This is a genomic window from Herbaspirillum sp. GW103 (assembly GCF_000261365.1).
In the GTDB taxonomy this organism is placed as follows: domain Bacteria; phylum Pseudomonadota; class Gammaproteobacteria; order Burkholderiales; family Burkholderiaceae_D; genus Herbaspirillum.
Window position 1 is genome coordinate 18657 of sequence record NZ_AJVC01000005.1, and the last position, 26556, is coordinate 45212.

The 26556-nt window shown below is 63.1% G+C and carries 28 protein-coding genes and 1 pseudogene; 8 read left to right on the forward strand and 21 right to left on the reverse strand.

What is annotated here, in order from left to right; translation table 11 throughout:
* Positions 1-2 precede the first annotated feature (2 nt).
* The 3 genes from pcaF to GWL_RS17230 all read left to right on the forward strand — a co-directional run bounded on the left by pcaF (position 3) and on the right by GWL_RS17230 (position 3684).
* Positions 3-1208, forward strand: a complete 1206-nt coding sequence (gene pcaF, locus GWL_RS17220) for a 3-oxoadipyl-CoA thiolase (protein WP_008332586.1) — start codon at positions 3-5, stop codon at positions 1206-1208.
* Positions 1209-1406: 198 nt separating this feature from the next.
* Positions 1407-2306 carry an SAM-dependent methyltransferase gene (locus GWL_RS17225; RefSeq protein WP_008332589.1) on the forward strand — a complete coding sequence of 300 codons (900 nt, stop codon included), beginning with the start codon at positions 1407-1409 and terminating at the stop codon, positions 2304-2306.
* Between the two features lie 259 nt (positions 2307-2565).
* Positions 2566-3684: a sensor domain-containing diguanylate cyclase gene (locus GWL_RS17230; protein ID WP_008332590.1), complete on the forward strand. Its 1119-nt coding sequence runs from the start codon at positions 2566-2568 to the stop codon at positions 3682-3684.
* Here the strand turns inward: GWL_RS17230 and GWL_RS17235 are convergent, their stop codons facing one another.
* The 7 genes and pseudogenes from GWL_RS17235 to GWL_RS17265 all read right to left on the reverse strand — a co-directional run bounded on the left by GWL_RS17235 (position 3685) and on the right by GWL_RS17265 (position 9821).
* Positions 3685-4572 (reverse strand): DMT family transporter, encoded by an 888-nt coding sequence (locus tag GWL_RS17235; protein WP_008332592.1) that lies wholly within the window; start codon positions 4570-4572, stop codon positions 3685-3687. It lies immediately after the preceding gene.
* Positions 4573-4772: 200 nt separating this feature from the next.
* Positions 4773-5066, reverse strand: a pseudogene (locus tag GWL_RS23940) (YfhL family 4Fe-4S dicluster ferredoxin); the annotation flags it as partial.
* Entirely contained in the window at positions 5059-5541 is a 483-nt protein-coding gene (gene coaD / locus GWL_RS17245; protein ID WP_006461533.1) for a pantetheine-phosphate adenylyltransferase, read from the reverse strand. The gene coaD and the pseudogene GWL_RS23940, both read right to left, overlap by 8 nt.
* Before the next feature lie 36 nt (positions 5542-5577).
* Positions 5578-6246, reverse strand: a complete 669-nt coding sequence (gene rsmD / locus GWL_RS17250; protein ID WP_008332598.1) for a 16S rRNA (guanine(966)-N(2))-methyltransferase RsmD — start codon at positions 6244-6246, stop codon at positions 5578-5580.
* 55 nt (positions 6247-6301) lie between these two features.
* The gene (locus tag GWL_RS17255) at positions 6302-7624 is read right to left on the reverse strand and encodes a pitrilysin family protein (RefSeq protein WP_192811590.1); all 1323 of its coding nucleotides are present in this window, start codon (positions 7622-7624) and stop codon (positions 6302-6304) included.
* Positions 7625-7662: 38 nt separating this feature from the next.
* The gene (locus tag GWL_RS17260) at positions 7663-8310 is read right to left on the reverse strand and encodes a ParA family protein (protein WP_008332602.1); all 648 of its coding nucleotides are present in this window, start codon (positions 8308-8310) and stop codon (positions 7663-7665) included.
* Between the two features lie 131 nt (positions 8311-8441).
* Positions 8442-9821, reverse strand: coding sequence for a pitrilysin family protein (locus GWL_RS17265; protein WP_008332603.1), 1380 nt, complete (start codon positions 9819-9821; stop codon positions 8442-8444).
* 169 nt (positions 9822-9990) lie between these two features.
* On the opposite strand from GWL_RS17265, the gene ftsY reads away from it, so the two are divergent.
* The 3 genes from ftsY to ftsX are packed head-to-tail and all read left to right on the forward strand — an operon-like array spanning position 9991 to position 12765.
* Entirely contained in the window at positions 9991-11148 is a 1158-nt protein-coding gene (gene ftsY, locus GWL_RS17270; RefSeq protein ID WP_034351331.1) for a signal recognition particle-docking protein FtsY, read from the forward strand.
* A gap of 4 nt (positions 11149-11152) precedes the next feature.
* A complete protein-coding gene (locus tag GWL_RS17275; protein WP_008332606.1) occupies positions 11153-11845 on the forward strand; it encodes a cell division ATP-binding protein FtsE in 693 nt (230 codons plus the stop codon).
* Positions 11842-12765: a permease-like cell division protein FtsX gene (gene ftsX / locus GWL_RS17280; RefSeq protein WP_008332608.1), complete on the forward strand. Its 924-nt coding sequence runs from the start codon at positions 11842-11844 to the stop codon at positions 12763-12765. Before GWL_RS17275 ends, ftsX begins: the two co-directional genes overlap by 4 nt.
* A 25-nt stretch (positions 12766-12790) precedes the next feature.
* Here the strand turns inward: ftsX and GWL_RS17285 are convergent, their stop codons facing one another.
* The gene (locus GWL_RS17285) at positions 12791-13735 is read right to left on the reverse strand and encodes a hypothetical protein (RefSeq protein ID WP_237713595.1); all 945 of its coding nucleotides are present in this window, start codon (positions 13733-13735) and stop codon (positions 12791-12793) included.
* A 628-nt stretch (positions 13736-14363) separates the two neighbouring features.
* Between GWL_RS17285 and rpoH the strand changes: the two genes are divergently transcribed.
* Positions 14364-15263 carry an RNA polymerase sigma factor RpoH gene (rpoH, locus tag GWL_RS17290; protein ID WP_008332610.1) on the forward strand — a complete coding sequence of 300 codons (900 nt, stop codon included), beginning with the start codon at positions 14364-14366 and terminating at the stop codon, positions 15261-15263.
* Positions 15264-15396: 133 nt separating this feature from the next.
* Here the strand turns inward: rpoH and GWL_RS17295 are convergent, their stop codons facing one another.
* Genes GWL_RS17295 through GWL_RS17315 form a run of 5 tightly spaced genes read right to left on the reverse strand, consistent with a single transcriptional unit; the run spans position 15397 to position 19398 of the window.
* On the reverse strand, positions 15397-15987 hold the full coding sequence (locus tag GWL_RS17295) for an SCO family protein (RefSeq protein ID WP_008332611.1): 591 nt from the start codon (positions 15985-15987) through the stop codon (positions 15397-15399).
* 4 nt (positions 15988-15991) lie between these two features.
* On the reverse strand, positions 15992-16885 hold the full coding sequence (cyoE, locus tag GWL_RS17300) for a heme o synthase (RefSeq protein ID WP_034351333.1): 894 nt from the start codon (positions 16883-16885) through the stop codon (positions 15992-15994).
* Positions 16882-18018, reverse strand: coding sequence for a heme A synthase (locus GWL_RS17305; RefSeq protein ID WP_008332613.1), 1137 nt, complete (start codon positions 18016-18018; stop codon positions 16882-16884). The genes cyoE and GWL_RS17305 overlap by 4 nt, the downstream gene beginning before the upstream one ends.
* 44 nt (positions 18019-18062) lie before the next feature.
* A complete protein-coding gene (locus GWL_RS17310; protein WP_034351336.1) occupies positions 18063-18695 on the reverse strand; it encodes a cytochrome c oxidase subunit I in 633 nt (210 codons plus the stop codon).
* Positions 18682-19398 carry an SURF1 family protein gene (locus tag GWL_RS17315; RefSeq protein ID WP_008332615.1) on the reverse strand — a complete coding sequence of 239 codons (717 nt, stop codon included), beginning with the start codon at positions 19396-19398 and terminating at the stop codon, positions 18682-18684. Before GWL_RS17315 ends, GWL_RS17310 begins: the two co-directional genes overlap by 14 nt.
* 109 nt (positions 19399-19507) lie before the next feature.
* Between GWL_RS17315 and GWL_RS17320 the strand changes: the two genes are divergently transcribed.
* Positions 19508-19708: a twin transmembrane helix small protein gene (locus tag GWL_RS17320; RefSeq protein ID WP_008332618.1), complete on the forward strand. Its 201-nt coding sequence runs from the start codon at positions 19508-19510 to the stop codon at positions 19706-19708.
* Between the two features lie 81 nt (positions 19709-19789).
* On the opposite strand, the gene GWL_RS17325 is transcribed toward GWL_RS17320, so the two are convergent.
* From GWL_RS17325 to GWL_RS17355, 8 genes are all read right to left on the reverse strand, one after another.
* Positions 19790-20650 (reverse strand): cytochrome c oxidase subunit 3, encoded by an 861-nt coding sequence (locus tag GWL_RS17325; protein ID WP_008332619.1) that lies wholly within the window; start codon positions 20648-20650, stop codon positions 19790-19792.
* 129 nt (positions 20651-20779) lie between these two features.
* On the reverse strand, positions 20780-21010 hold the full coding sequence (locus GWL_RS17330) for a DUF2970 domain-containing protein (RefSeq protein ID WP_008332621.1): 231 nt from the start codon (positions 21008-21010) through the stop codon (positions 20780-20782).
* A gap of 19 nt (positions 21011-21029) precedes the next feature.
* Positions 21030-21602 carry a cytochrome c oxidase assembly protein gene (locus GWL_RS17335; protein ID WP_008332623.1) on the reverse strand — a complete coding sequence of 191 codons (573 nt, stop codon included), beginning with the start codon at positions 21600-21602 and terminating at the stop codon, positions 21030-21032.
* Positions 21599-21709 (reverse strand): cytochrome oxidase small assembly protein, encoded by a 111-nt coding sequence (locus GWL_RS23945; RefSeq protein WP_217509972.1) that lies wholly within the window; start codon positions 21707-21709, stop codon positions 21599-21601. The genes GWL_RS17335 and GWL_RS23945 overlap by 4 nt, the downstream gene beginning before the upstream one ends.
* Positions 21710-21758: 49 nt before the next feature.
* Positions 21759-23378, reverse strand: coding sequence for a cytochrome c oxidase subunit I (gene ctaD / locus GWL_RS17340; RefSeq protein WP_008332625.1), 1620 nt, complete (start codon positions 23376-23378; stop codon positions 21759-21761).
* A gap of 18 nt (positions 23379-23396) precedes the next feature.
* On the reverse strand, positions 23397-24557 hold the full coding sequence (gene coxB / locus GWL_RS17345) for a cytochrome c oxidase subunit II (protein WP_008332626.1): 1161 nt from the start codon (positions 24555-24557) through the stop codon (positions 23397-23399).
* 22 nt (positions 24558-24579) lie between these two features.
* Positions 24580-25050, reverse strand: a complete 471-nt coding sequence (locus tag GWL_RS17350) for a DUF2244 domain-containing protein (protein ID WP_008332628.1) — start codon at positions 25048-25050, stop codon at positions 24580-24582.
* Positions 25051-25493: 443 nt separating this feature from the next.
* Entirely contained in the window at positions 25494-26438 is a 945-nt protein-coding gene (locus GWL_RS17355) for a methyltransferase domain-containing protein (protein ID WP_008332630.1), read from the reverse strand.
* Positions 26439-26556: the final 118 nt, after the last annotated feature.

Genomic DNA, 26556 nt, shown 5'->3' on the forward strand with positions numbered 1-26556 from the left:
CTATGCAAGCATTGATTTGTGACGCCATTCGCACGCCGTTCGGACGCTACGGTGGCGCCCTGGGCGCGGTACGCGCCGACGACCTGGCGGCCGCACCCATTCGCAGCCTCATGGAGCGCAACCCCGGCGTGGACTGGAGCCGCGTCGACGACATCCTCTACGGCTGCGCCAACCAGGCCGGTGAAGACAACCGCAACGTGGCCCGCATGGCCGGTTTGCTGGCTGGCCTGCCCATCGACGTCCCGGGCAGCACCATCAACCGCCTGTGCGGCTCCAGCCTGGATGCGGTGGGCATGGCTGCACGCGCCATCAAGTCGGGCGAGGTGGAGCTGATGATCGCCGGCGGGGTGGAGAGCATGACGCGCGCGCCCTTCGTGATGGGCAAGGCGGAATCGGCCTTCTCGCGCAGTGCCGCGATCTTCGATACCACCATCGGCTGGCGCTTCGTCAATCCGCTGATGAAGGCGCAGTACGGCATCGACTCCATGCCCGAGACGGCGGAAAACGTCGCCACCGATTTCAACATCAACCGTGCCGACCAGGACGCGTTTGCTCTGCGCAGCCAGCAGCGCTGGGCCGCAGCACAGGAGGCCGGTTTCTTCGCGGGCGAGATCGCAGCGCTGACCATCCCGCAGAAGAAGGGCGATCCGCTCATCGTCACCACCGACGAACATCCGCGCCCGGACACGACCCTGGCCACGCTGGCCAGACTCAAGGGCGTGGTGCGCCCCGATGGCACGGTCACGGCAGGCAATGCCTCCGGCGTCAACGACGGTGCCTGCGCGCTGCTGCTGGCCTCGCCCAAGGCCGCCGACCTGTATCGCCTCAAGCCCCGTGCGCGCGTGCTGGGCATGGCCACGGCGGGCGTGGCGCCGCGCATCATGGGCTTTGGTCCGGCGCCGGCGACACGCAAGGTGCTGGCGCAGGTCGGCCTGACGCTGGCGCAGATGGACGTGATCGAACTGAACGAAGCCTTCGCCGCGCAGGGGCTGGCCGTGACGCGCGATCTCGGCTTGCCCGACGATGCCGAGCACGTCAATCCGAATGGCGGCGCCATCGCCATCGGTCATCCGCTGGGGGCTTCCGGCGCACGGCTGGTGACGACCGCCCTCAACCAGTTGGAGCGCACCGGTGGACGCTATGCGCTGTGCACCATGTGCATCGGCGTGGGCCAGGGGATTGCGCTGGTGATCGAGCGGGTAGCGTAAGGCCCTGGCATCGGTCCGCGCGCGCATGTTTGCTAGCTTGCAACATGCCGCGCACGGCAGCAGCACTTCACGAAGTTGACATCGGGATCGGGTAAAATGCCCGGCCACGGCAGTCCTTTACCGAGCTCCGGAGCTCGCCGCCCTGCCCCCGAATCCACCCCGCCGGCCTGCGCGCCGGCCCTTCGCCAGTGCAGCATCATGAGCAAGCAAGCCAACAGCGCCCCCGGCCGCCAGCCAAACCGGGCCAAATCCACTGCCGAGAGCGCCCCGCAGGCGCATGAGATCCGGCCCGGCCAGTCCATCGAGCTGTTGAAGGAACTGCACATCCTCACCCGCGATGGCAAACTGAATCAGGACAGCCGCCGCAAGTTGAAGCAGGTCTATCACCTCTACCAGTTCATCGAACCGCTGCTGCAAGAAGTGCTGGACGATCATCCCGACGTCAGCCTGGTCGACCATGGCGCGGGCAAGTCCTATCTCGGCTTCATCCTCTACGACCTGTTCTTCAAGGGCCTGCAGGGCGCGCCCCGCATCTACGGCATCGAAACCCGCGAGGAGCTGGTGCGCAAGTCCGAGCAACTGGCCGCGCGCCTGGGCTTTGGCGGCATGTCCTTCCTCAATCTGTCGGTGGCCGATTCGATCACTTCGCCCAGCCTGCCGGAGAAGATCGACGTGGTCACCGCTCTGCATGCCTGCGATACGGCCACCGATGACGCCATCCATTTCGCCCTGGCCAAGGAAGCGCGCTTCATCGTCCTGGTGCCCTGCTGCCAGGCCGAAGTGGCCTCGGTGCTCAATCGCAACAAGGGCAAGTCGCTCTCCAATTCGCTCACCGAGATCTGGCGCCATCCGCTGCATACCCGCGAATTCGGCAGCCAGGTCACCAATGTGCTGCGCTGCCTGCAGCTGGAAGCGCATGGTTACAAGGTCAGCGTGACCGAGCTGGTGGGCTGGGAACATTCGATGAAGAACGAGTTGATCATTGCGCAATACCGCGACCTGCCGCGCCGCCGTCCGGCCGAGCGCCTGCAGGAAGTATTGCGCACGCTGGGACTGGATGAGATGAGCGAACGCTTCTTCGCCCCGCAGGCAGCCTGAGTCGGCCCCGGCCGGCAGCAGCAGGCAGGCGGACGGGAACGCTTCTTGCTCGGTATCAGGGAGGGGATGGGGCCTTCATTTGCGGCCCGCCCTGCCGATAACGTCGGATCAGATCGCAGATCGCAACTCGCAACTCGCAAATTGCAAAATGCAGCACAGGCAGTCAGACCGCCCACCCCGCACGTGGCGGGCTGGAGGGTGACCGGGCGACCGGTTTGGGCAAGGGGCCGGCCGCACGCCGGAATATGCAGATGAGCACATGACATCGACCATCGATATGGAATCGCTGATTGCCGACAACGAACAACTGAGGAGCGAGCTGCAGGATCTGCTGCAGCAGGCGCACATCAACCAGTCCATCATCGAACGCCATCAGGCCTTCGATCTGAAACTGATCGGTGCCAGCGAATTCCGCGAGCTCATCGACGTGATGCTCACGGTGATGCCGGGGGTGTTCAGCCTGGAGACGGTCACGCTGTCCCTCATCGATGGCGACTACGCGATCCAGCGCATCCTGCGCGACCTGCAGATCGGCGTGAACGAATTCCCCAAGCTGCTGTTCCTGAAGGACCCGCTGCACTTCATCGACGAGGATGGTCCGCTGTCGGATGAAAAACCGCGCCTGGGCCAGTACGTGCCGGCCCTGCACGGGCCGCTGTTCCCGCATTACCAGCCGGTGAGCGTGGCAGTGCTGCCGCTGGTGCGCCAGCACCGGCTGCTGGGCTACCTGTCGCTGGGCAGCGCCTATGCCGAGCGTTTCACGCGCACGCTGGCCACCGACTTCATCCAGCGCCTGGCGACGGTAGCCGCCATCTGCCTGGAAAACGTCATCAACAATGAGCGCCTGAAGCACATCGGCCTGACCGATCCGCTCACGGGCGTGAACAACCGCCGCTACATCGAGCAACGCATGCAGGAGGAAGTGGCACGCAGCCAGCGCGATCGCTCGGCACTGTCCTGCCTGTTCATCGACATCGACCATTTCAAGCGCGTCAACGACCAGTTCGGCCACCAGAGCGGGGACGACGTGCTGCGCGAAGTGGCTGCGCGCATCAAGAAGGAACTGCGCCTGTCGGATGCACTGGGTCGCTTCGGCGGGGAAGAATTCGTGGTGCTGTTGACCCACGCCACGCGCGACGACGCGGCACGCATCGCCGAACGCATCCGCGCCGGCATCTGCAGCCGTGGCGTGATGATCGAGGGCTCGCGCGATCCGTTGCGCATCACCGCCTCCATCGGCGCAGCCTCGCTGTCACCGCCGGATCGCGGGCGCGCGGCGGGCGAGGTCAAGCAGGCCATGCTCAAGGCGGCCGACCAGGCGCTCTACCAGGCCAAGGAAGCCGGACGCAACCGCGTCATGCTGGCCACCCACGACTGATCAGGCAGGCTGCGCCGCCACCGGGCGGTCCCGCACGATCCAGGGAGCGGTGATGATGAGCACGCCGCCGATGAGGTCTTGCGCGCGGAGTTCCGCTGCACCGAGCAGCCAAGCCGAGAAGGTCGCGACCAGGATTTCGGCCAGCATGATGACCGCCGTGATATTGGCCGGCAGGCGCGCCACCCCATATTGCAAGCTCAGATTCGATACCAGGAACAGCAACGCCCACAGCGCTACCACGGGCGCGGCGGCCGCTGGCAAGGGCAACGGCCAGGCAATCACGCCGCTGGCTGACAGCAGCACGCCCAACAGACTGGCCAGCACGCCGCTGCCGGCCAGCATGGCCACGGCGCGAGCGCCATCGGAGAGGCCGTGCAGGCGTCGCAACAGCACATTGGTCACCGCAAACAGCAGGCCCGACGCCACTGCCATCCAGTCCGGCAGGCTCTGCGGCAGCGGCAGGCCCAGACGCGGCTGGTACAGCACGATGAAGGCGCCGCTCAGCCCGAGTGCCACGCGCGCCAGCGAGCGCGGGGTGATGGCTTCATGCAGCACCAGGCGCGCCAGGATGACGGTCCATACCGGCATCAGGTAGAACAGCAGGATCACCCGCACCACATCGCCATAGGCCACCGCGACATTGAAGGAGGCATTGGTCAGGCCGGTGGTCAGTCCCACGGCCAGCAAGGCCGGATGACGCCACAGCAGTGGCAGTTCACGGTAGCGCAAGGTCAGCAGCAGCAAGGCGCAGGCGCTGAAGATGGCTGCCGTGGCCCAGACCGGATGCAGGCCCATGCCTTCCAGGGCGCGGGTACCGGTCCAGGACAGACCCCAGATGGTGGTGTTCAACAGCAGGGCGGCAACAGCGGATTTGGGGAGGGAGTGCATGTTCTGTGTGGGTGGATGCGCATGGAAAAATCCGGAAACCTGCCTACTCTACTTGCGCCGCAACAGCCTTGGCATGGTCGGCGCTGATAGCGAGTATTCATGCAGGTTGAATGTTGCGCGCAGCAGCATTCACCAAATCAAAATGCCGTTCAGTGCAGCACTGAACGGCATTTCCTGGCAGCACCGCCAGGTGCGCAGACTCAACTGCGCTTGGCCTGTGCCTGCAGGCGTTCGTACTTCTCCATCAACTGCTCAGGGCTCTCGCGCCAGGCCGGGTTGAAGGGAATGCACGCGACCGGGCAGACCTGCTGGCACTGCGGTTCCTCGAAATGTCCCACGCATTCGGTACATTTGTCCGGATCGATCTCGTAGATCTGCGGCCCCATGTAAATGGCCTCGTTGGGACATTCCGGTTCGCAGACGTCGCAGTTGATGCAATCGTCGGTAATCATCAGTGCCATTGCCGCACCTCTCTTGCTTGAAACATCATTGCTTGGCGATCTTTTCCTTGAGCCATTTCTCCACCGACGGGAACACGAACTTGGACACGTCCCCCCCCAGCTGGGCGATCTCTCGCACGATGGTGCCGGAGATGAACTGGTACTGGTCAGACGGGGTCAGGAACAGCGTTTCCACGTCCGGCAACAGGTAGCGGTTCATGCCGGCCATCTGGAATTCGTATTCGAAGTCCGACACCGCACGCAGGCCGCGCACGATGACGCGGGCATTGTTCTGGCGCACGAAATCCTTCAACAGGCCCGAGAAACTCTCCACCTGCACGTTGGGGTAGTGCCCCAGCACTTCATTGGCAATCGACAGACGCTCTTCGAGCGAGAAGAAGGGCTTCTTGTTCTTGCTGTCGGCTACGCCCACGACCAGCTTGTCGAACAACCCCGATGCGCGGCGGACCAGGTCCTCATGTCCTCGCGTCAACGGATCGAATGTCCCCGGATATACGGCTGTGACCATGGTGTCTCCTCTCCGGCTATTGAATCAGAAGGCGCATTATGCCTCAATTTGGGTAGCGCTTTTGCGTTGCAATAAATGATAGAAGACCATGCCGGCCTTGTCGGCGCGCACCACTTCCCAGTCCTGCATCCAGGCCGGCGCGTCTTCGCCTTGCAATGGGTACTCGGCTTCCACGTAGATCAATCCGGACGGCGTGAGCAAAGGCATGCACGCCGGCAACACTTTTTCCAGCCAGCCCTGGTGGTACGGCGGATCGATGAAGACCAGGCTGTAGCCGGCAGCCTCGCGGCCGGCGGCATTGTGCACGGCGGCCAGGGCATCGCCGCGCAGGATGACCAGTGCCTCGGCCTTGAGCTTGTCACGGTTGGACTCCAGCTGGCGCACGGCAGCCGCGCTGTTTTCCACCATCACCACGCGGCGCGCGCCCCGGCTGGCGGCCTCGAAACCGAGCGCGCCGGAACCGGCGAACAGATCCAGGCAGGCCACCTGCTCCCACTGCCCGTCGATCAGGTGGGTGATCCAGTTGAAAACGGTCTCGCGCACGCGGTCCGGCGTGGGGCGCAGGCCCTCGGCATCGAGCACCGGCAGCGGCGTGCGCTTCCACTGGCCGCCGATGATGCGTACCTGATGCGGGCCACGGTTGACTGGCTTGGCCGGCTTGCCGCCGGCGGCGGGACCGGATCGCGGGGGACTGCTCTTGCGCATGACTTTCCTTGCTGCGGGCGGCGCGGGGCCGCCGATGTCAAATGAGGTAAATGATTTACTCGGCGGCTGCGCCGACGATGACCGTGGACAACTCGTCCGGATGCACATGCTTGCGGAAGGCCGCGCGCACGTCCTGCACGCTCACGGCACGGATGCGCTCGATCCAGTGGTCCAGGTAGTCCAGCGGCAGACCGTAGAAACCGATCACCGCGAGGTTTTCCAGCAGCTTGGCATTGCTGTCGATGCGCAGAGCGAAGCCACCGGCGAGGTTGTCCTTGGCGGCCTTGAGCTCGGCGGCTGTCGGTCCTTCCTGGAGGAATTTGTCCAGCGTGGCGCGGGTCACGCGCAGGGCTTCGGCGGTCTGTTCCTTCTTGGTCTGCAGGCCGATCTGGAAGGGACCGGGCTGGGCCAGGGGCGAGAAATAACTGTAGACGCTGTAGCTCAGGCCACGCTTCTCGCGCACTTCATCGGTCAGGCGCGAGACGAAGCCGCCACCGCCCAACACATAGTTGCCCACGGTCAGCGCGAAGAAATCATTGTCGCCGCGCTGGATGGCCGGCGCACCGATGAGGATGTGCGATTGCGAGGCCGGATGGGCGATACGCTGCTCCCCGCCCTTGGGCGCGGTCACCGGCGGCAGCGCCGGCAAGGCTGCACCCTGCGGCAGCTCGCGCGTGAGGGCGCTGGCAATGGCGCGCGCCTGCGCTTGGCTGATGTCGCCGATCAAGGCGATGACGGCGCGATTGGCCACGTAGTGGGCGCGATGGAAAGCCAGCAGGTCCTCGCGGGTAATGGCTTGCAGGCTGGCTTCGCTGGCCTCGACGGCATAGGGATGACGACCGTAGGCCGCTGCCATGAAGGCTTTTTCGGCGATGGCTTCAGGCTTGGTCAGCTCTTCCTTGAGGTTGGCGATGGCCAGTGCGCGGTCACGCTCAAGACCGGCCTGCGGGAAGGCAGGATGGGCCAGCATGCGGCCCAGCAGGCCCAGTGCGGCATCACGTTCGGCGGACGAGGACAGGGTGCGCAGGCTCACCCCCGCGCGGTCCTGCCCGGCGCCGCCCTGCTGCTGGGCGGCAACATCGGCAAAGCCGTCCAGGATCTGCGCTTCGCTCAGGGCAGGCGCGCCGTCGGCGGCCTCCACGCCGCGTGTCAGGCTGGCCACGGTCAGCTCGGCCAGGCCGGCCTTGTCGGCGGGATCGCGGCGCTGGCCGGCATCGAACTGCACGCTCACATCCAGCATGGGGATGGCATGGTTGGCCACGAACAGCACGCGCGCGCCGTCAGGCTGGGTCCAGGACTGGATGGCCAGGGCGGCCGAGGCGGGCGCGCTGGCCAACAGGGCCAGCGGGAGCAAGAGGAGAGAGAAGGTTTTTTTCATGGAAGAGGACAATCGAAAGCGAGGCTGCATGCGTGCTGTCATGCGGTCTGGTCAGGGGCCGGCTGGCCGGCGATCCAATCGAGGATGGGTCGCCACTGGTCGAGATCGCGCTGCACGCGAGAGGGTGCGATATCCCACAGGGTCAGGCCGTGGGCGGCCAGTTGTACATAGTTCTGGGTGTCACGCAGATGGCCCAGCACCGGCAGCTTCAGCCCCTCGATGAAGCGTTGCAGCTGCTCGGCCGAACGGGTACGGGCATCGACGCGCATGCCGACGATGCCGACCTCGATCTCGCCCTCGCGCACCGCCTTTTCAGCGGCGAGGCGGCGCAGGAAATCCTGCGTGGCCAGGATGTCGAAGATCGAGGGCTGCAACGGTACCAGGATCTTGTCGGCCAGCTTGAGGGTATCGTTCAGACGCCAGCCATGCAGCCCGGCGGGCGTGTCCAGCACCACGTGGGTGCTGCCCTTGGGGGGCTTGGCAACGTAGTCCTCGTTGATGTCCCAGGTACTGATGGGGCGTGCCTGTTCCGGACGGATCGACAGCCAGGCACGCGAGGATTGCTGGCGGTCGATGTCGCCCAGCATGACGGCATGGCCAAGACTGGCGAAATAACCGGCCAGGTTGGTGGCCAGGGTGGTCTTGCCTACGCCTCCCTTGGGATTGGCGACGACGATGACGGGCATGGTTTTCTCCGTAAAGAACAGAAGCCGATCGATCAGGAAGAACTCAGCGACTTGGGTACACTATTAAGCTGGCGTTAATGCCATTCAATACAGCATTCAGCCCGACTTAATGGTGCAAAAAACGTCAATCCTCAATGCAGCAGGCCCGGCGGCGGCGCGGCAGGCTTCTTGCCGTCCAGCGGCAGGGGCACCAGCGTGGCGACGGTGAGCGTATCGTCCTTGAAGTATTTTTGTGCGACCGCCTGCACCTGGGCCGCGGTCACGCTTTTCAAGCGGTCGATGATGCGGTCGATGTTCTTCTGGCCCAGGCCGGTGGTTTCCATCATGCCGATCTCCATGGCCTGGCCGAAGACGGAATCGCGCTTGTAGACCTGGGAGGCGATCAGTTGCGTCTTCACGCGCTGCAGTTCCTGTTCGGACACGCCTTCGCTGGCGATGCGCTGGACTTCGGCGCGCAGCAGGCCTTCGAGCTGTTCGGTGGTCACGCCATTGGCCGGGCTGCCTTCCAGCGTGAACAGCACCGGGCCGCGCGCCACGCCGCTGTAGCTGGCGCCCACTGCGGTGGCCTGACTGGCGGTGCGCACCAGGTTGGCCGTCAGGCGGGCATTGTCATAGCCATCCAGCACGGCGGAGAGCACATCGAGGGCGTAGGCGTCCTGGTCGGCTTCCACATGGCGCAAGGCCGGCACCTTCCAGGCCATCACCACATACGGATTCTCGGCCGGGGCCTTGACGGTGACGCGACGCAGGCCCAGTTGCTCGGGCTCGTTCTGCGGCTTGCCGCAGGGCAAGGGGTGAGAAAGAATCTTGCCGAAATATTTTTTGGCCAGGACCAGCACACGCTGGGCATCGACATCACCGGCCACGACCAGCGTGGCATTGTTGGGGGCATACCACTGGCGGTACCAGCTGGCGATATCCTGCACGCTCATGTGCTGCAGGTCGTCCATCCAGCCGATGACCGGATGGTGATAGGGATGGGCGGTCCAGGCGGCGGCGTTCAGGGCTTCGTTGAGCAGGCCCATGGGCTGGTCATCGGTGCGCCAGCGGCGCTCTTCCATGATGACGCGGATTTCCTTGGCGAATTCATTGGCGTCGAACTGCAGGTTGGCCATGCGGTCGGCTTCCAGGGCCATCACCTTTTCCAGGTGGCTCTTTTCGATCTGCTGGAAGTAAGCGGTGAAGTCATTGGCGGTGAAGGCGTTTTCCTGCCCGCCCAGTTCGGCCACCAGACGGCTGAATTCGCCGACCTTGTGGTGCTTCGTGCCCTTGAACATCATGTGTTCCAGCGCGTGCGATACACCCGTGGTGCCATTGAGTTCATCGATGCTGCCAACCTTGTACCAGACCATCTGCACCGCCGTGGGCGCGCGCCGGTCTTCCTTGACGACCACCTTCATGCCATTGGCCAGCACGAACTCTTGCGCCGGCGCGGCCCGCACCTGCGTCGCCGTGGTGGCGAGCAGGCTCAACAGGGCGGTGGCCAGGAGGGCTCGGATCTTCAATTTCATGGGCTGTGCTCTGATAAAATGCTGGATTCATTGACCCTGGCGGCCATGCGCGGGGCTTGTGGAAGGGCAATTGTAACCTGTCCACTGCGGTTGTCAGGGCAGCCACGCGCCTGCCGTCCCGCCCTGCCCCGCCCCGGCCGCAGCTACCATCCAGCCTATCCGCCATCCGATGTTCAGTTTCTTCAAGAGAAAACCCAAACCGGAAGCGCAACCCGCGCTGCCGCCCCAGGCCCAGGCCGAGCCCGCACCCGCGCCGCAACCGGTCGTGCCCCCTCCCGTCACGGCTGCCCCTGTCATCCCCCCTGTCGTTACGGCCCCTGTCGTGGCGCCCGAACCCGCGCCGCAAGCGCTGGCCGCGCCAGAGCCTGTTGTGCAAGAGCAGGCCGAGGAAGTCGAGATCGTGGCCGCTCCGGAGCCTGCCCCTGAGGCCAAGCGCTCCTGGCTGTCGCGCCTCAAGGCGGGGCTGTCCAAGACATCGAGCAATCTGACCACGCTGTTCGTGGGTGCGCGCATTGATGAAGATTTGTACGAAGAGCTGGAATCGGCCCTGCTGATGTCGGACGCCGGGGTCGAGGCCACCCGCTGGCTGCTGGACGAACTGAAGAAAAAGGTCAAAAACGAGCGCCTGACCGAAGCCGCCCAGGTGCGTACCGCCTTGCGCGCCCTGCTCATCGACCTGCTGCAACCCCTGCAGCGGCCGCTGGTGCTGGGTCGCGAGAAGCCGCTGGTGATGATGATTGCCGGTGTCAACGGCGCCGGCAAGACCACCACCATCGGCAAGCTGGCGCTGCACCTGCAGGCGCATGGTCAGTCGGTATTGCTGGCCGCCGGCGACACCTTCCGCGCCGCCGCCCGCGAGCAGCTGGCGGTCTGGGGCGAGCGCAACAACGTCCAGGTGATCGCCCAGGAATCCGGAGATCCGGCCGCCGTGGCCTATGACTCGGTGCACTCGGCACAAGCGCGCGGCACCCATGTGGTGATGGTCGACACCGCTGGTCGCCTGCCCACGCAACTGCACCTGATGGATGAACTCAAGAAGATCAAACGGGTCATTGCCAAGGCGATGAACTCGGCGCCGCACGAAGTGCTGCTGGTCATCGACGGCAATACCGGCCAGAACGCCCTGGCCCAGGTCAAGGCCTTCGATGATGCGCTGGGGCTGACCGGCCTGGTGGTGACCAAGCTGGATGGCACGGCCAAGGGCGGCATCCTGGCCGCCATCGCCAAGACCCGGCCGGTGCCGCTGTATTTCATCGGCGTGGGCGAGCAGATCGAAGATCTGCAGGCCTTCAACGCCACCGAATTCGTCGATGCCCTCCTGAGTTGAACCGATGATTGAATTTACCCGGGTTTCCAAGCAATACGCGCGCGAGGTCTATGCCCTGCGCGACATTACGTTGTCGGTGAAGAAGGGCGAATTGATCTTCCTGGCCGGCCCTTCCGGTGCCGGCAAATCCACCCTGCTGAAGATGATCGCGGCCATCGAGCGGCCCACCTCGGGCAAGCTCACCGTCAGCGGGACCGACATCGTGGGGCTCAAGCCTTCCGGGCTGCCCTATCTGCGACGCAACCTGGGCCTGATCTTCCAGCAACAGAAACTGTTGCTGGACCGCAATCTGCTGGCCAACGTGATGCTGCCGCTGATCGTGACCGGCTCTTCCCGCCCGGACGCCGAAAAGCGCGCCCGCGCCGCGCTGGACAAAGTCGATCTGCTGGACAAGGCGCGCTGCGAACCGCTGGAGCTCTCCGGGGGCGAGCAGCAGCGGGTGGCCATTGCGCGCGCCATCGTCAACCGGCCGCAGATCATCCTGGCCGACGAACCCACCGCCAACCTGGATCGCGCCAATGCCAACAAGGTGCTGGCGGCCTTGAAATCCTTCCACGGGGTGGGCGTGACCTGCCTGATTTCAACCCACGACGAGACTTTTCTCACCGGTGCCGACCGCATCGTCTATCTGGACCGTGGCCGCATCGTCGATGGCTGGCACAACGGCGTCGCCAATCCCGTGGAGGTATCGCCATGAACTGGCTCGGACAGCATTTCGCCGCCATCGCCGATGCGCTGCGCCACCTGCTGCGCTCGCCCGGCAATTTCCTGCTCAACGTGCTGGTGGTCTCGATTGCGCTGGCGCTGCCCTTTGCGGGCCTGTCGGCCCTGGAAAATGTGCGGCCGATCTCGGACCAGATGTCGGTGGAGCCGGAGATCAGCCTCTTCATGAAGCCCGACGCCAGCCGCGAGGCTGCCCTGGCGGTGGGCAAGACCATCAGTCAGGTGTTGAAGGACGGCAACACCAACGGCAAGGTCGAATTCATCCCGCGCGAGAAGGCGTTCGATGCCTTGAAGAGCAAGACCGGGCTGGCCGACGTGCTCAACACGCTGGGCAGCAATCCGCTGCCGGACGGCTATGTGGTGCGCCTGCCGGGCTTCGAGAACGCCATGAATGCCACCCGCGTGGATGACATTGCCCAGCAGCTGAAGAAGCAACCGGGCGTGGATACCGTGCAGATCGATTCCGAATGGGTCAAGCGGCTGGCGGCGCTGCTGCGCATCCTGCGGCTGGTACTGCTGTTCCTGGGGATGACGCTGGGTGCGGTGGTGGTGGCGGTGGTGTTCAACACCATCCGTCTGCAGGTGATGACGCAGCGCGACGAGATCGAGGTCTCGCGCTTGTTCGGGGCGACCAATTCCTTCATCTATCGTCCGTTCTACTACACCGGCGCCCTGCTGGGTCTGTGTGCGGGTCTGGTGGCGCTGGGGCTGGTGGTGGCGGCGCAGCAGCCGCTCAATGCAGCCATTCTGGACTTTGCCCACCTGTATGCCTCGGAATTCCAGCTGGCCCTGCCCAGCCCCATGGCCATCGGCCTGCTGCTGGCCGCCAGCGGCTTGCTGGGCTTGTTCGGGGCGATGCTGTCGGTACGCAGGCAGTTGGGCAGGAAGGCTTGAGGTGCAAGGGCTCTCGTTGCACTGATCAGAAGAAATAACGCGTGATGTCACGTCGGACGCGAGACAGGGTACGCTTGCCCTTGGTCATGCGATGGTTGCCATGGCCGGGCGGTGTTGCACTGTCCAGCACTAGCCGATAGGTGCCGGCACCGCCGGCGCAACGACGATAGATCGCCAGTGCCTGCCGGTCGAGCAAGGCCTGCAATGACCACCAGTGGTCGCTCTTGCGCAAGTGCAGAGAGATCACCGGGTCGATCCAGCCGGCAAACCAGAACAGGTTATCGACGAGTAGACGCAGGCTGTTGACGGTTTGCCTGGGCCGACGCGGGATAAGACCCAGGACGCCAAAACGGTCGAATTCAGGAATCGTCCAGATGGCGTCGTGGTGCCCGATGCGGTTGCGTACGTCGCGTATCCGCTTGAGCAGAGCGACCACCCGCTTCCTGAACGCAGCACTGTCATAGGGGAAAGCCTGCGTATCTGGCGCATGCGGAAAGACTGCCGCCAGGATCGCCGCCTGCAACCCTGCTGGCTGCGCGTGATGCGCGAGCGCGCCGATGAGCACCTCCCAGAATCCAAAGGGCAATGTCGCCACCACGTCATCCGGGGTGACGACATGGGCAGATGGTTTCCTGCCTTTGACTTTGTCGATCGCACAGACCACATCATCACGGGATCTCGAACTCAGTTTGTGCACCGGCGGCAGCATCGGAGGAGCGGCGGGATTGACGGCGTGCGCCGGATTCGGTCTGGGCATCATCCAGCCAAAGGAATCGCGCGCGCCGTAATGACGCGACAACGCACCGTGCACGGCATTGCGCAGCGATACCTCGACATCGGCCAGCAGCGGCAACATGCCAGCGGCAACCGCCTGGGTCCAGGCATAACATCCGAGCGTATCGCCGTGCGAAGTCGTGAGGAAGAAGCGCTGGAGAGTGGACAAGCGAGCTGCAGTGAGGTGTTTCAGCATGCCGTGAGCCGGTTGAAAGTGAAGTGCGTCGGGTGCTATACTCGCCGCCATAGAGACAGGGGTTTTCCAGGCAATTGGTCGTGCCCCTGTAAATTGAGGACAAAGCCCGCTGTTGCGGGCTTTGGACTTTCTGGCGAGAAATTCTATCGGGCCAGCCCATCGCCAACAATAAACTTGCCCTCCCCGCGTCTTCTAAACAGCAGCAAGCTCGTCAGATGACGAGCTGCCATCGGGCCAATGCCCGTCCCTGTCGTCCTGGCAGGTCTGCCGCGTCCGTTTGTCTTCGTCTTGCGCGCTGCAAAAAAGTGTTACAAGTTTCTGGCCTCCTTTTGACCCCGATCGCAACTTTTGTCGCCCAAAGGCGACTAATATAAAGGAAATGGAATGCAATGATTGGCTGAAAAGCAATAGGATTGCACTATTGACCCTTCACCATCATGCTATTAGCACTCCGGGGTGACGAGTGCTAGAATACCTTATCGAATTGCTCCAGTTTTCGTGGAGCACTGCATCAAACAGTACCGGCCCGTGTGGCCGCACCAGGGAAGTCGGGAACATCGCCCCTGGTCACCGAAGCCTCTGCTTCCTACCGTTTCAACCGTTTCCGCAAAGGAACCAAGGAGAATCCATGAAATCTGCGTCTGCACAAACTGCACTCATGCCTGCCGAGTCCAATGCACTCGCGCTGGGTTTTTCCGGCAGCCTGGGCAACATCGACGCGTACATCTCGGCAGTGAACCGCCTGCCCATGCTGACCCACGAGGAAGAGGTCAAGCTGGCGCGTGACCTGCGTGAAAAGAACGACCTGGGCGCGGCCCAGAAGATAGTGTTGTCACACCTGCGTCTGGTGGTGTCGATCGCCCGTGGCTATCTGGGCTACGGCCTGCCGCATGCCGACCTGATCCAGGAAGGCAACATCGGCCTGATGAAGGCCGTCAAGCGCTTCGACCCGGCCCAGAACGTGCGCCTGGTGTCCTATGCCATGCACTGGATCAAGGCCGAGATCCACGAGTACATCCTGAAGAACTGGCGTCTGGTGAAGGTCGCCACCACCAAGGCCCAGCGCAAGCTGTTCTTCAACCTGCGCAGCCACAAGGAAGGTCTGGACGCGATGACCCCGGCCCAGGTGGAGGCCCTGGCCAAGACCCTGGACGTCAAGCGCGAGGAAGTCATCGAGATGGAAACCCGTCTCTCCGGTCGCGATATCGCCCTGGAGTCGCCCACCGATGACGACGATGACAAGTTCGCGCCCATCGCCTACCTGTCCTCCGACAATTCGGAACCGACCCGCGTGATCGAGGCCAAGCAGTACGACCGCCTGCAATCCGAAGGCCTGGAAGCCGCCCTGTCCAAGCTGGATGACCGCTCGCGCCGTATCGTCGAAGCCCGCTGGCTGGCCAATGACGATGGCTCGGGTGCGACCCTGCATGAGCTGGCCGACGAGTTCGGCGTCTCGGCCGAACGTATCCGTCAGATCGAGGCAGTGGCGCTGAAGAAGATGAAGACCGCGCTGCAGGCTTACTCCTGATCGATTCTTCGATTCTTCAGACCGGTTCAGCAGCACCAACAAGAAAGGCGCCCTCGGGCGCCTTTCTTTTCATTCAAACGATTTATATCGTTTATCTCTTTTTTATCTCTTTTTTATCCCTTTTCCCGCAGCATCACGAGAGCAGCAGCTTGATGTCATGCGCCAGCGTCTGCGGACCCTGGCCGTGCTTGACGAACAGCCGGATATGGCCCTGCGGATCGAAGACGTAGCTGCCGGCGGTGTGGTCCATGGTATAGCTGCCCGGCTGCTTGCCCGGCACCTTCTGGTAGAACACCTTGAATTCCTTGGCCACCTTCTCGGTCTGTTGCAGGTCACCACGCAGTCCGAGGAAGCGCTTGTCGAAGGCAGGCACGTATTGCGCCAGTACTTCCTGGGTATCGCGCTCGGGGTCAACGGTGACGAACAGGACCTGCACGCGGTCCGCATCCGGACCCAGCTCCTTCATCACGTTGGACATCTCCACCATGGTGGTCGGACAGACGTCCGGACATTGGGTATAGCCGAAGAACATCACCACCACCTTGCCCTTGAAATCGGCCAGGGTGCGCGGCTTGCCGGTGTGGTCGGTGAGCGCGAAATCGCGCGCATAGTCCAGCCCTGTGACATCGGTATTGTTGAACTTCAGTTCAGGTTTGGAGGGACCGCAAGCCGCCAGCAGCGTCGCGCAAGCGGCCAGCAGCAGCGCCGAGAAGAATCTTTTCATGAGGTCAGAAACTACGGAACAGGAAGTAATGGTCCACCAGCAACACCGCAAACAGGATGGACAGATAGATGATGGAATAGGCAAAGGCCTTGCGCGCGATCAGATCGGTGTAGTGACGGTAGATCTGCCACGAGTACCAGAAGAAGATCGCCCCCAGCACAATGGCCGAGCCCAGGTAGATCAGCCCGCTCATGCCGATGGCAAAGGGCAGCATGCTCACCGCCAGCAGTGCGATGGTGTACATGAGGATATGCAGCTTGGTCACCTCCATGCCATGCGTGATGGGCAGCATCGGCAGGCCGGACTTGGCGTAGTCGTCGCGGCGGTACATGGCCAGCGCCCAGAAATGCGGCGGGGTCCAGATGAAGATGATCATCACCAGCACCCAGGCCTGCATCGGCACGTCATTGGCCATGGCCGCCCAGCCCAGCGCGGGCGGCATGGCACCGGCCAGGCCGCCGATGACGATGTTCTGCGAGGTCGCCGGTTTCAAGATGATGGTGTAGATGATGGCGTAGCCGACGAAGGTGGCGAAGGTCAGCCACATGGTCAGCGGATTGACCAGGTTGTACAGCACCCACATGCCCAGGCCGCCCAGCACGCCTGAGAACACCAGGGTCTGGCCCACCGTGATCTCGCCGCGCGCCATCGGACGGCGGGCGGTGCGCGCCATGCGCGAATCGATCTCGCGCTCGACCAGGCAGTTGATGGCGAAGGCCGCACCGGCCAGGAGCCAGATGCCCAAGGTGCCGAAGACGACCTTGCGCCAGTCCGGCAGATCGGGCGTGGAGAGGAACATGCCGATCACGGCACAGAACACCGCCAGCTGCGTCACGCGCGGCTTGGTCAGTGCCCAGTACTGGGCGATGCGGTTGGGTTGGGCGGTCAATGTGGTCATGGCGTGACGGGCCGGGCGGATGCTGGTGGAGCAGCGGCGGCCAGGCCGGAGGGTGCGTAACGGACCTTGTAGTTTAACATGACCATCAGGATGACCAGCAGCGCCGCGCCGCCGTTATGCAGCACGGCAATGGCCAGCGGCCAGTTCAGATAGATGGTCGCCAGACCAGTACAGAGCTGCAAACCCAGCACCGTCAGCATCCAGCGGCCGGTCTTGCGCAAGCCCTCCTCGCGCAGCGCCCGGTGTGCCAGCCATACAACATACAAGATGACGACAAAGGCAAAACTGCGATGCACCCAATGGATGGCGGTCAGCGCTTCGACCGGCAGGTAATCGCCGGAGGCCGTCATGCCAAGGTGGCGCCAGAGCGTGAAGCCATGTTCGAAATCCATGTCCGGCACCAGCTTGCCATTGCACAGCGGGAAGTCGGAGCAGGCCAGCGCCGCGTAATTGGTGCTGACCCAGCCGCCCAGCGCGATCTGCAAGCCCAGCAGCGCGGCCCCCACGGTGGCCGGCACGATCAGTGCGCGTCCGCCCGCCGAGACCGCTGCATGCGGCTCCTGCCGCGCTGCCAGCCAGGTCAGCATGGCCAGCAGAGTCAGTCCGAGCAGCAGATGCGTGGTGACGATGATCGGCTGCAGCTTCATGGTCACGGTCCAGGCACCGAAGGCCCCCTGCAGGCAGACGAAGCCCAGCAGCGCCGTCGGGAACCACGGACGAAACTGCAGTTCGGTCTTGCCCGAGCGCATCCAGCGCCGCCACGCCACCACCATCAGCACGATGATGAGGAAACCCACGGCCATGGCGAAATAGCGATGGATCATCTCGATCCAGGCCTTGGCCCAGGTCACCGGACCAAAGGGCATGGCCTCTTCTGCGGCATTGATGTGTTCATGCGCCAGGAGCGGATTGGCGTGGCTGTAGCAGCCCGGCCAGTCAGGGCAGCCCAGGCCCGAATCGGTCAGGCGCGTGAAGGCACCGAACATGATCAGGTCGAAGGTAAAGAACAGCGTCACCCACACCAGCTTGCGGTATTTGTTGACCACACCCTGGGCGCGCCACACCAGCGCCAGCGGAATCAGGGCCACCACGAGCCCGGTCAGGCCCAGTTGTATCAGCGTCGTTGCATTCATCTTGAGTCAAACTTGCGTCACGACACACTCGCCTCCACGCGGCATCAGCCGATGGAGGAAGCGCGCAGCAACTTGGAAATGTCCTTCTTCATCTTGCCGGGGTCGGGGTCCTTGGGGAAGCGCATCATCAGGTTGCCCAGCGGGTCGATCAGATAGATGTGGTCGCGCGCCGAGGTCCCGGCATCGACCGGCAACCAGGACTGCAATTTGCCGGCGTCAACCCGAAGGATATCGGTTCCGTCGAATTCGCGCAGGAGCAGGGTCGCAATCGGTACGCGGTCGGTGACCAGCCACACCCGTTCGATGCGGTCCATTTCCTTGCCTTGCATGAGCCGCAGCTGGCGCATGGTCAGCAGTTTGTTCTGGCAGGGCTCGTCGCAGTCGCCGCCATCGACCTGCAGCATCACCCACTTGCCCTTGTAATCCTGCAGCCGGGCCGGGCCGCCATCAATGGCGCTGCTGCCGAGATCGGGGATGGGATACTGGCGTGGATCGATCAGCGCGCCATAGTTGTTGCGGCTCTGCGGCTTGATCACGTAATAGGTCAGATAGGAAGCGATCAGCGGTGCGGCGCACACGGCCAGCACCGCCAGCATCTTCCAGCGGCCGCTGCGGCGACGACGCGCCTCGTCCTGGGCGGTGGCTTGAGGCGATTGCGAAATATCAGGCTTTGTCATGACGACCACGTTTGAATCCTGTCACGATGAAAAAAAGAAGGGCCATCCCCGCCAGCGCATACCACTGCACGGCATAGCCACGATGACGATCGATGCCCAGCGAAGGGGCCGGCCAGTCGCGCACCAGGGTGTCGCCTGCCGCCCCGCCCTGCTCGATCACCAGCGGTGCCAGCGGCAGGCCGCTGGCCTTGGCCAGGGCCGGCAGATCCAGATTTTGCAGGATGGCTTGAGGACGCGGTGCATCGGCTGTTCCCAGTTGCAGGACATGCCCGGCATCCCGGCGCAGGATGCCGTCCACCTCGGTCACGCCCGACGGAGGCGGCACCTGCGGCACACGGGTGCGCTCGGCCGCATCACGCGGCGCCCAGCCACGCACCACGACCACGGCTTGCGCACTATGCTCGGGCTGGAACAGCGTGAGCACATGGAAGCCCACGGCGCCGTTGTAGGGGCGGTTCTCCAGGTAGAGCGTCCACTGCGGGAGGAAGCGGCCGCGCAGGCGGATGTGGCGGAACTCCGCATCGCCTGCATCGGCAGGCAGCGCCACCAGGGGCGCCTGGCTGCCACGCGCCTGCATGCGCTGCTGCAGCGCCAGTTTTTCTTCGGCACGATGGGTCTGCCACTGGCCCAGTGCAAACCCGGCGGCAGCCACGATCAGCGTGGCGCAAAACGGAATGAGGCGAAAAACGAATCGGGTCGGCATCGATGAAGTTTGGCCTTACAATGAAGCGCACACGGGACAAGAAAAATCACATACACACCAGCGTCGCAGCATACCGCATGCACGCCTTCGGAGACAGGATTGCATCCTCATGAAAATCGTCGTCGCCATCGCCTTCATCCTGATCCTGGCCAGCCTGGCCTCGGCACTGATCTTTCTCATGCGCGACAAGGGCCGCAGCAACCGCACCGTCCAGGCGCTCACCTTGCGGGTCGGCTTCTCGGTGGCGCTGTTCCTCTTCATCCTGCTGAGCTACAAGCTGGGCTGGATACAGCCGACCGGCATCCGCTGAGCTCCTCCCCACGCATCGTACGCATCGCATAAAAAAGCCGCACCGAGGTGCGGCTTTTTCATTGCAGAAGGCGTGCCCGCCTTACAGCCAGTACACCACCACATACAGCCCCAGCCACACCACGTCCACGAAGTGCCAGTACCAGGCCGCACCTTCGAAGGCGAAGTGATGGGTGGGCGTGAAGTGCCCGCGCAGCACACGATAGAGCACCACCGACAGCATGATCGCACCCATGGTCACGTGGAAACCGTGGAAGCCGGTCAGCATGAAGAAGGTCGATCCATAGATGCCCGAGCTGAGCTTGAGATTCAGCTCGCTGTAGGCGTGGATGTATTCATAGGCCTGGAAGCCCATGAACACCGCGCCCAGCAGGATGGTCAGGAACAGCCACACCGCCGTCCGGGTACGATGTCCGGCGCGCATGGCGTGGTGCGAGATGGTCAGCGTCACACCCGAGCTCAGCAGCAGCAGGGTGTTGATGGTCGGGATGGGGAACGGCCCCATGGTGGTGAAATTCTCCACCGTACCGGCCGGGCCGACATTGCCCCACTGGCCGGTGAAGTCGGGCCAGATCATCTTGTGGTCGAGATCGGCCAGCCACGGCATGGTGATGCTGCGCGCATAGAACAGGGCACCGAAGAAGGCGGCGAAGAACATCACCTCCGAGAAGATGAACCAGCTCATGCTCCAGCGATAGGACAGGTCGATGCGCTCGCTGTAGAGCCCGGACTCGGACTCGCCGATGGCATCGCCAAACCAGTAGTACAGCACCACCAGCACCATCAGGATGCCGAGGATGTTGACGTACGGTGCCCATGCCAGACCATTGACCCAACCCGAGGCCCCGATCATGGTGATGAGCATGGAAATGCCGGCCATCATCGGCCAGCGCGACGGGCCTGGAACGAAGTAATGGGGCGCCTTGGCTTGTTGAGAACTCATGTTCTTCTCCCGGTACGAAATCCGATTGTTCTGGCCTGGGGCAAGAGCAGCAAACACGAGCATTAAGCTGCATTAAATACTCTTGCGATCCAGGGTTCACTTTTCCTTAATGCTCTTTTTCGGTCACGCTCACCCACCTGCGGCGCCGCGCACCACCAGCTTGACGATGCTCACCAGCACGGCGACGAAGATCGCCGCACCGAGAATGCCGGCGATGATGACGTGGACCGGATTCAGGCGTGCCGCATCCGACTCGTAATCCTTGCGCTTGCGCACGCCGAAGAAGGACCAGAACACCGCCTTCATCGTCGCGCCGAACGACGCCTTGCGCTGCGCGGCCTGTTTCAGCTCATCGTTCACACCAGCTCCTCCGGGCCTCTCAACCCGCCGTCTTGTTCTTGCCGTTGATCTCGAAGAAGGTATAGGACAGCGTGATCGTGGTCACCTCCTTGGGCAGCTTGGGATCGATGTAGAACACCACCGGCATCTGCTTGGCCTGATTCGGCCCCAGCGTCTGCTGCGTAAAGCAGAAGCACTCCACCTTCTTGAAGAAAGCCGCCGACTGCAGCGGCGCATAGCTGGGGATGGCCTGGGCATCCACATTGCGCGGCTGGGTGTTGACCACTTCATAGGTGACCTGGGTCATCTCGCCCGGATGCACCTGCAGGCTGGACACGGTCGGACGAAAACGCCACGGACCCTGGGCATTGCCGTCGAACTCCACGGTGATGGTGCGCGACTTGTCGATCTGCGTATTGGCCGGCGCTTCCACGCTTGCATCCTTGGGCGTGAGGAAGTTCACGCCCGTGACCTCGCAAATCTTGCGATAGACCGGAATGAGCGCGTAGCCGAAGCCGAACATCAGCACCGCCACCACCAGGAGCTTCTTGAGCATCACGCGGTTCAGGCCGGGTGCTGCGCCCTCCTCCGCCGGATCGTCGTCTCTGCTCATCGGGCGAACCAGATGCGGTTGACGAAGATGCCGACGAAGAAGGCCAGCGCCACCAGTCCCAGCAGCAGGGCGGTGCGCAGGTTGTTGGGTTTCTTGCGTTCGGTCATGAGGCTTGCCTTTGCATTAGCTGCGATGACTTGTGTTATCCACTGGCGCTCACTTCACCACCGGCGGTTCCTCGAAGGTGTGGAAGGGCGCCGGGCTGGGCACGGTCCATTCCAGTCCTTCCGCGCCTTCCCAGGGCTTGGCCTCGGCCTTCTTGCCCCCCTTGATCGAGGGGATCACCACGAAGAACAGGAAGTACACCTGCGATAGCCCGAAACCGAAGGCACCGATGGAGGCGATCATGTTGAAGTCGGTGAACTGCGCCGGATAATCCGCATAACGACGCGGCATGCCCGCCAGCCCCAGGAAGTGCATGGGGAAGAAGGTGATGTTGAAGGTGATCAGCGAAGCCCAGAAATGGAACTTGCCGCGCCATTCGTTGTACATGAAGCCGGTCCACTTGGGGCCCCAGTAGTAGTAACCGGCGAAGAGCGCGAACAGCGAACCGGCCACCAGCACGTAGTGGAAGTGCGCCACCACGTAGTAGGTATCCTGCATCTGGATGTCGATGGGGGTGACCGCCAGGATCAGCCCGGTGAAGCCACCCATGGTGAAGACGAAGATGAAGCCCACCGAAAACAGCATCGGCGTCTCGAAGGTCATGGAGCCGCGCCACATGGTGGCGATCCAGTTGAAGATCTTCACGCCGGTGGGCACGGCGATCAACATGGTGGCGTACATGAAGAACAGCTGCGCGGTCACCGGCATGCCGGTGGTAAACATGTGGTGCGCCCAGACGATGAAGGACAGGATTGCAATCGATGCCGTCGCATACACCATCGAGGCATAGCCGAACAGCGGCTTGCGGGCAAAGGCCGGGATGATCTGCGAGACGATGCCGAAGGCCGGCAGGATCATGATGTAGACCTCGGGGTGACCGAAGAACCAGAAGATGTGCTGGTACATCACCGGGTCACCGCCACCGGCGGCATTGAAGAAGGAGGTACCGAAATGACGGTCGGTGAGCGTCATGGTGATGGCGCCGGCCAGCACCGGCATGACCGCGATGAGCAGATAGGCGGTGATGAGCCAGGTCCAGCAGAACATGGGCATCTTCATCAGCGTCATGCCGGGCGCGCGCATGTTGAGGATGGTGACGATGATGTTGATCGAGCCCATGATGGAGGAGGCACCCATGATGTGCATGGCGAAGATGGCCATGTCCATGCCGGGTCCCATCTGGGTCGACAGCGGGGCATACAGCGTCCAGCCGGCTGCGGTGGCACCGCCCGGCACCAGGAAGGAACCGGCCAGCAGCAGCGCGGCCGGCGGCAGCAGCCAGAACGAGAAGTTGTTCATGCGCGCAAAGGCCATATCGGAGGCGCCGATCTGCAGCGGAATCATCCAGTTGGCAAAGCCCACGAAGGCCGGCATGATCGCGCCGAACACCATCACCAGGCCGTGCATGGTGGTGAGCTGGTTGAAGAACTCCGGCCGGAAGAACTGCAGGCCCGGATGGAACAGCTCGGCCCGGATCAACAACGCCAGCACCCCGCCCGAGAGCAGCATGGTAAACGAGAACCACAGGTAGAGCGTGCCGATGTCCTTGTGGTTGGTGGCGAAGAGCCAGCGGCGCCAGCCGTGCGGGTGGTCGTGTGCGTGCTCATCGTGAGCGTGCCCATGCCCGTGATCGTGGGAATGATCGGGGGCGTGATCGACGGTGGTAGTCATGTCCGGTTCTCCAAACGATTACTTGCGGGCGGCCAGGACTTCAGCCGGCTGCACGATGTTTTCCTGGGCCTTGTTGGACCAGTTGTTGCGCGTGTAGGTGATCACGGCGGCGATTTCGGTGTCGTTCAACACACCCTTCCAGGCCGGCATGGCGTTCTTGCCGTTGAGCACGAGGTGGATCTGGTCCGCCTTGGGACCGTTGACCACGGCACTGCCATCGAGCGCCGGGAAGGCACCCGGCACGCCCTTGCCGTTGGCCTGGTGGCAGGCCACGCAGTTGGCGGCATAGACCTTCTCGCCGCGCTGCTTCAATTCGTCCACCGTCCAGACCTTGTTGGGATCATCGGCCTTGGCGGCCATTTCCTTCTTCTTGCCGTCCACCCATTTCTTGTAGTCGTCTTCGCTGACCACGTTGACCACGATGGGCATGAAGGCGTGATCCTTGCCGCACAGCTCCACGCACTGGCCGCGATAGGTGCCGATCTTCTCGGCGCGGAACCAGGTGTCGCGCACGAAGCCGGGAATCGCATCCTGCTTCACGCCGAAGGCGGGGATGGTCCAGGAGTGGATCACGTCATTGGCGGTAGTGACGATGCGCACCTTCTTGTTGACCGGTACCACGACCGGGTTGTCGACTTCGATGAGGTAATTGTCGTTTTTCTTCAGACTGGGATCGGTGACCTGCTCGCGCGGCGTGGCCAGGTTGGAGAGGAAGGAGATTCCTTCACCTTCGCCTTTGAGGTAGTCATATCCCCATTTCCACTGCATGCCGGTGACCTTGATGGTGAGGTCGGCATTGGAGGTATCCTTCATCGCCACCACCGTCTTGGTGGCCGGCAGGGCCATGCCGATGACGATCAGGAAGGGCACCACGGTCCAGGCGATTTCCACGGTCGTGCTTTCGTGGAAGCTGGCGGCCTTGTGGCCGACCGACTTGCGGTGCTTGATGATGGAATAAAACATCACGCCGAACACGGCCACGAAGATGACCAGGCAGATGATGAGCATCAGGATGTGCAGGTCATAGATCTGCTCGGCGATCTTGGTCACCGGCGGCTGGAAATTCATCTGCAGCACGGCCGGTCCGCCCGGACTGTCCACCACTGCCCAGGCCGGCAAGCCGGCCGCCAGCAGCGAGGCACCGAGGGTCAAGGATTGAAGGCGCTTCGCAAGTTTCATGGATTTCCTCAAAAGCCCAAAATTATAAGAATGAGAGTGCTGCCATCCCGCCACCCCTGGCGGCCAGCTCACGTTGCAGCTCCTGCGCGAAGGCGCGCCGTTGCCACAAGCTCATGAACCGGCCTACTTCCACACGCTGCCCCCGGCTTTCCAGCGCCACCAGCGATTGGCGACCGACCGGAAACGCGATGCGCATGCCCTGCAGCTGCAAGCTGCTGCGGTGCGAGCGACCGCCCTGGATCACGTCAACCTCCAGGCCATGATCGGCCAGCACCACTACTTCGCGATCTGTGGCGTGGCGGGCGTAGACCAGCAAGGCCGCGCCCACCGCCACCAGTTCAATGAATGAAAAAATCAGGATGATCCATGCACCGCGCAGCGTGAAGCCCAGCGCGACCGTCAGTGAAACCGTACAAAGGATTGCGAAGACCCACGCCAGTTGGCGTGGCGCAATCGAACAATTGCGCTTCAATATCCATTCCCGCGTCTCCATGGCACCTCGCCAGCATGATTGTCGGTCGAGCGTGTCTCTGTCTCTGCTTCTAGTTCTATTTCTCACCGCAGGGAACACGCACTGGATGCGGACTGGTCCGGTCTTGCCGGGGTCGTCTTGCGATGAACGCTATCCGTGGCTATCCGTTCTGCGGTCTTTATTTATTCTTGCTATTCGTTCGTACTGGAATTTCTTTGTGTGAATTTTTTTACCCATTTGAGTATAAGGGCTAACGTCGCCATGGATCAAGCACGCACCGCCGCATTGACAACGGTGGTGCTCCCGGCCTCTCCGGGACGCCCTGACACTGCCCGGACAACGGCCAGGGACGTGGCTTTTCGGCGAAATGAAGGATTCTTCCGGGAGCGGCAGGGCGTAACGATACAGCAACTATCCGGCAGGCCGGATAGGGCTGGACGACTAAGCCTTATATGAAGAAACGACTATCGCAACGGGCGTTCGAAGCGAATGATGCTCTCGCCGGCCGCGGTGGTCTTGGGCACGGGGCGGAAGGCGTGGCCGTAGACGATCTCGAAGCTCAGCGGGATCTTGCCATCGGGCTTGCGCATGGCCTCGAAGGCCGCTAGCAGGCGCTGGTACTGGCTGCGGCTCATCATGCTGCGGCGCCGTGATTCGAGTGGATTGCCGCCCCAGGCGCGCACGTCTTCCAGCAGGCGCTGGGGGGTCTGGTAGGTCACGGTGATGGTTTCCATGTCCATCACCGGTGTGGAAAAACCGGCATTGACCAGCATGTCGCCGAAGTCGTGCATGTCGACGAAGGGCAAGGTGTGCGGTGCAAGATCGATTTGTTCGAAAGCGCTGCGCACTTCGCGCAGGGTATCGGGACCGAAGCAGGAGAACATCAGCAGGCCCTCCACCCGCAACACGCGACGCCATTCGGCAAACACGCGGTCGGGCTGGGGATGCCAGTGCAGGGCCAGGTTGGACCAGACCAGGTCCAGCGCATTGGCCGCCAGCGGCAGGCGGGCGAAGTCGGCGCAGACCAGTTCCGGCCCGCCGGCATTCGGACCGGAGCCTAGCCACTTGTTGATGGAGCCGAACAGGCGGTTCATGGCCGTCTGCGCACCGCGCTGGTGGTCGGCGGCCTTGGCCAGCATGCCATAGGCGCCGTCCAGGCCAATCACCTGCGCCTCGGGGTAGCGCTTCTGCAACACCGGCAGGTCGGCCCCTTCGCCGCATCCGGCGTCCAGCACTTCGCGCGGGGCGATTTTCACCAGGGCCAGGCGCTCCTGCATGCGGGCCGAGACTTCGCGGCGCAGGAAATCGGATTCGGCCACGCGCCGGGGTTCGCCGAAACGGCGGCGTACCAGGGGCAGATCGATGGGAGCGCTCAGCTTGGCGCTGGCAGAAGGCGGCGGCAGGGACATGGGCAATGGAACACAGGAAGATGGACTGCACAGCAGCGTGGCAAGCTCGGGCGGCCAGCAGAGGGCCGCCGATCCACGGGGCTGATGCGATAATGCGCGTAGTTTAGTCGAAATCCAT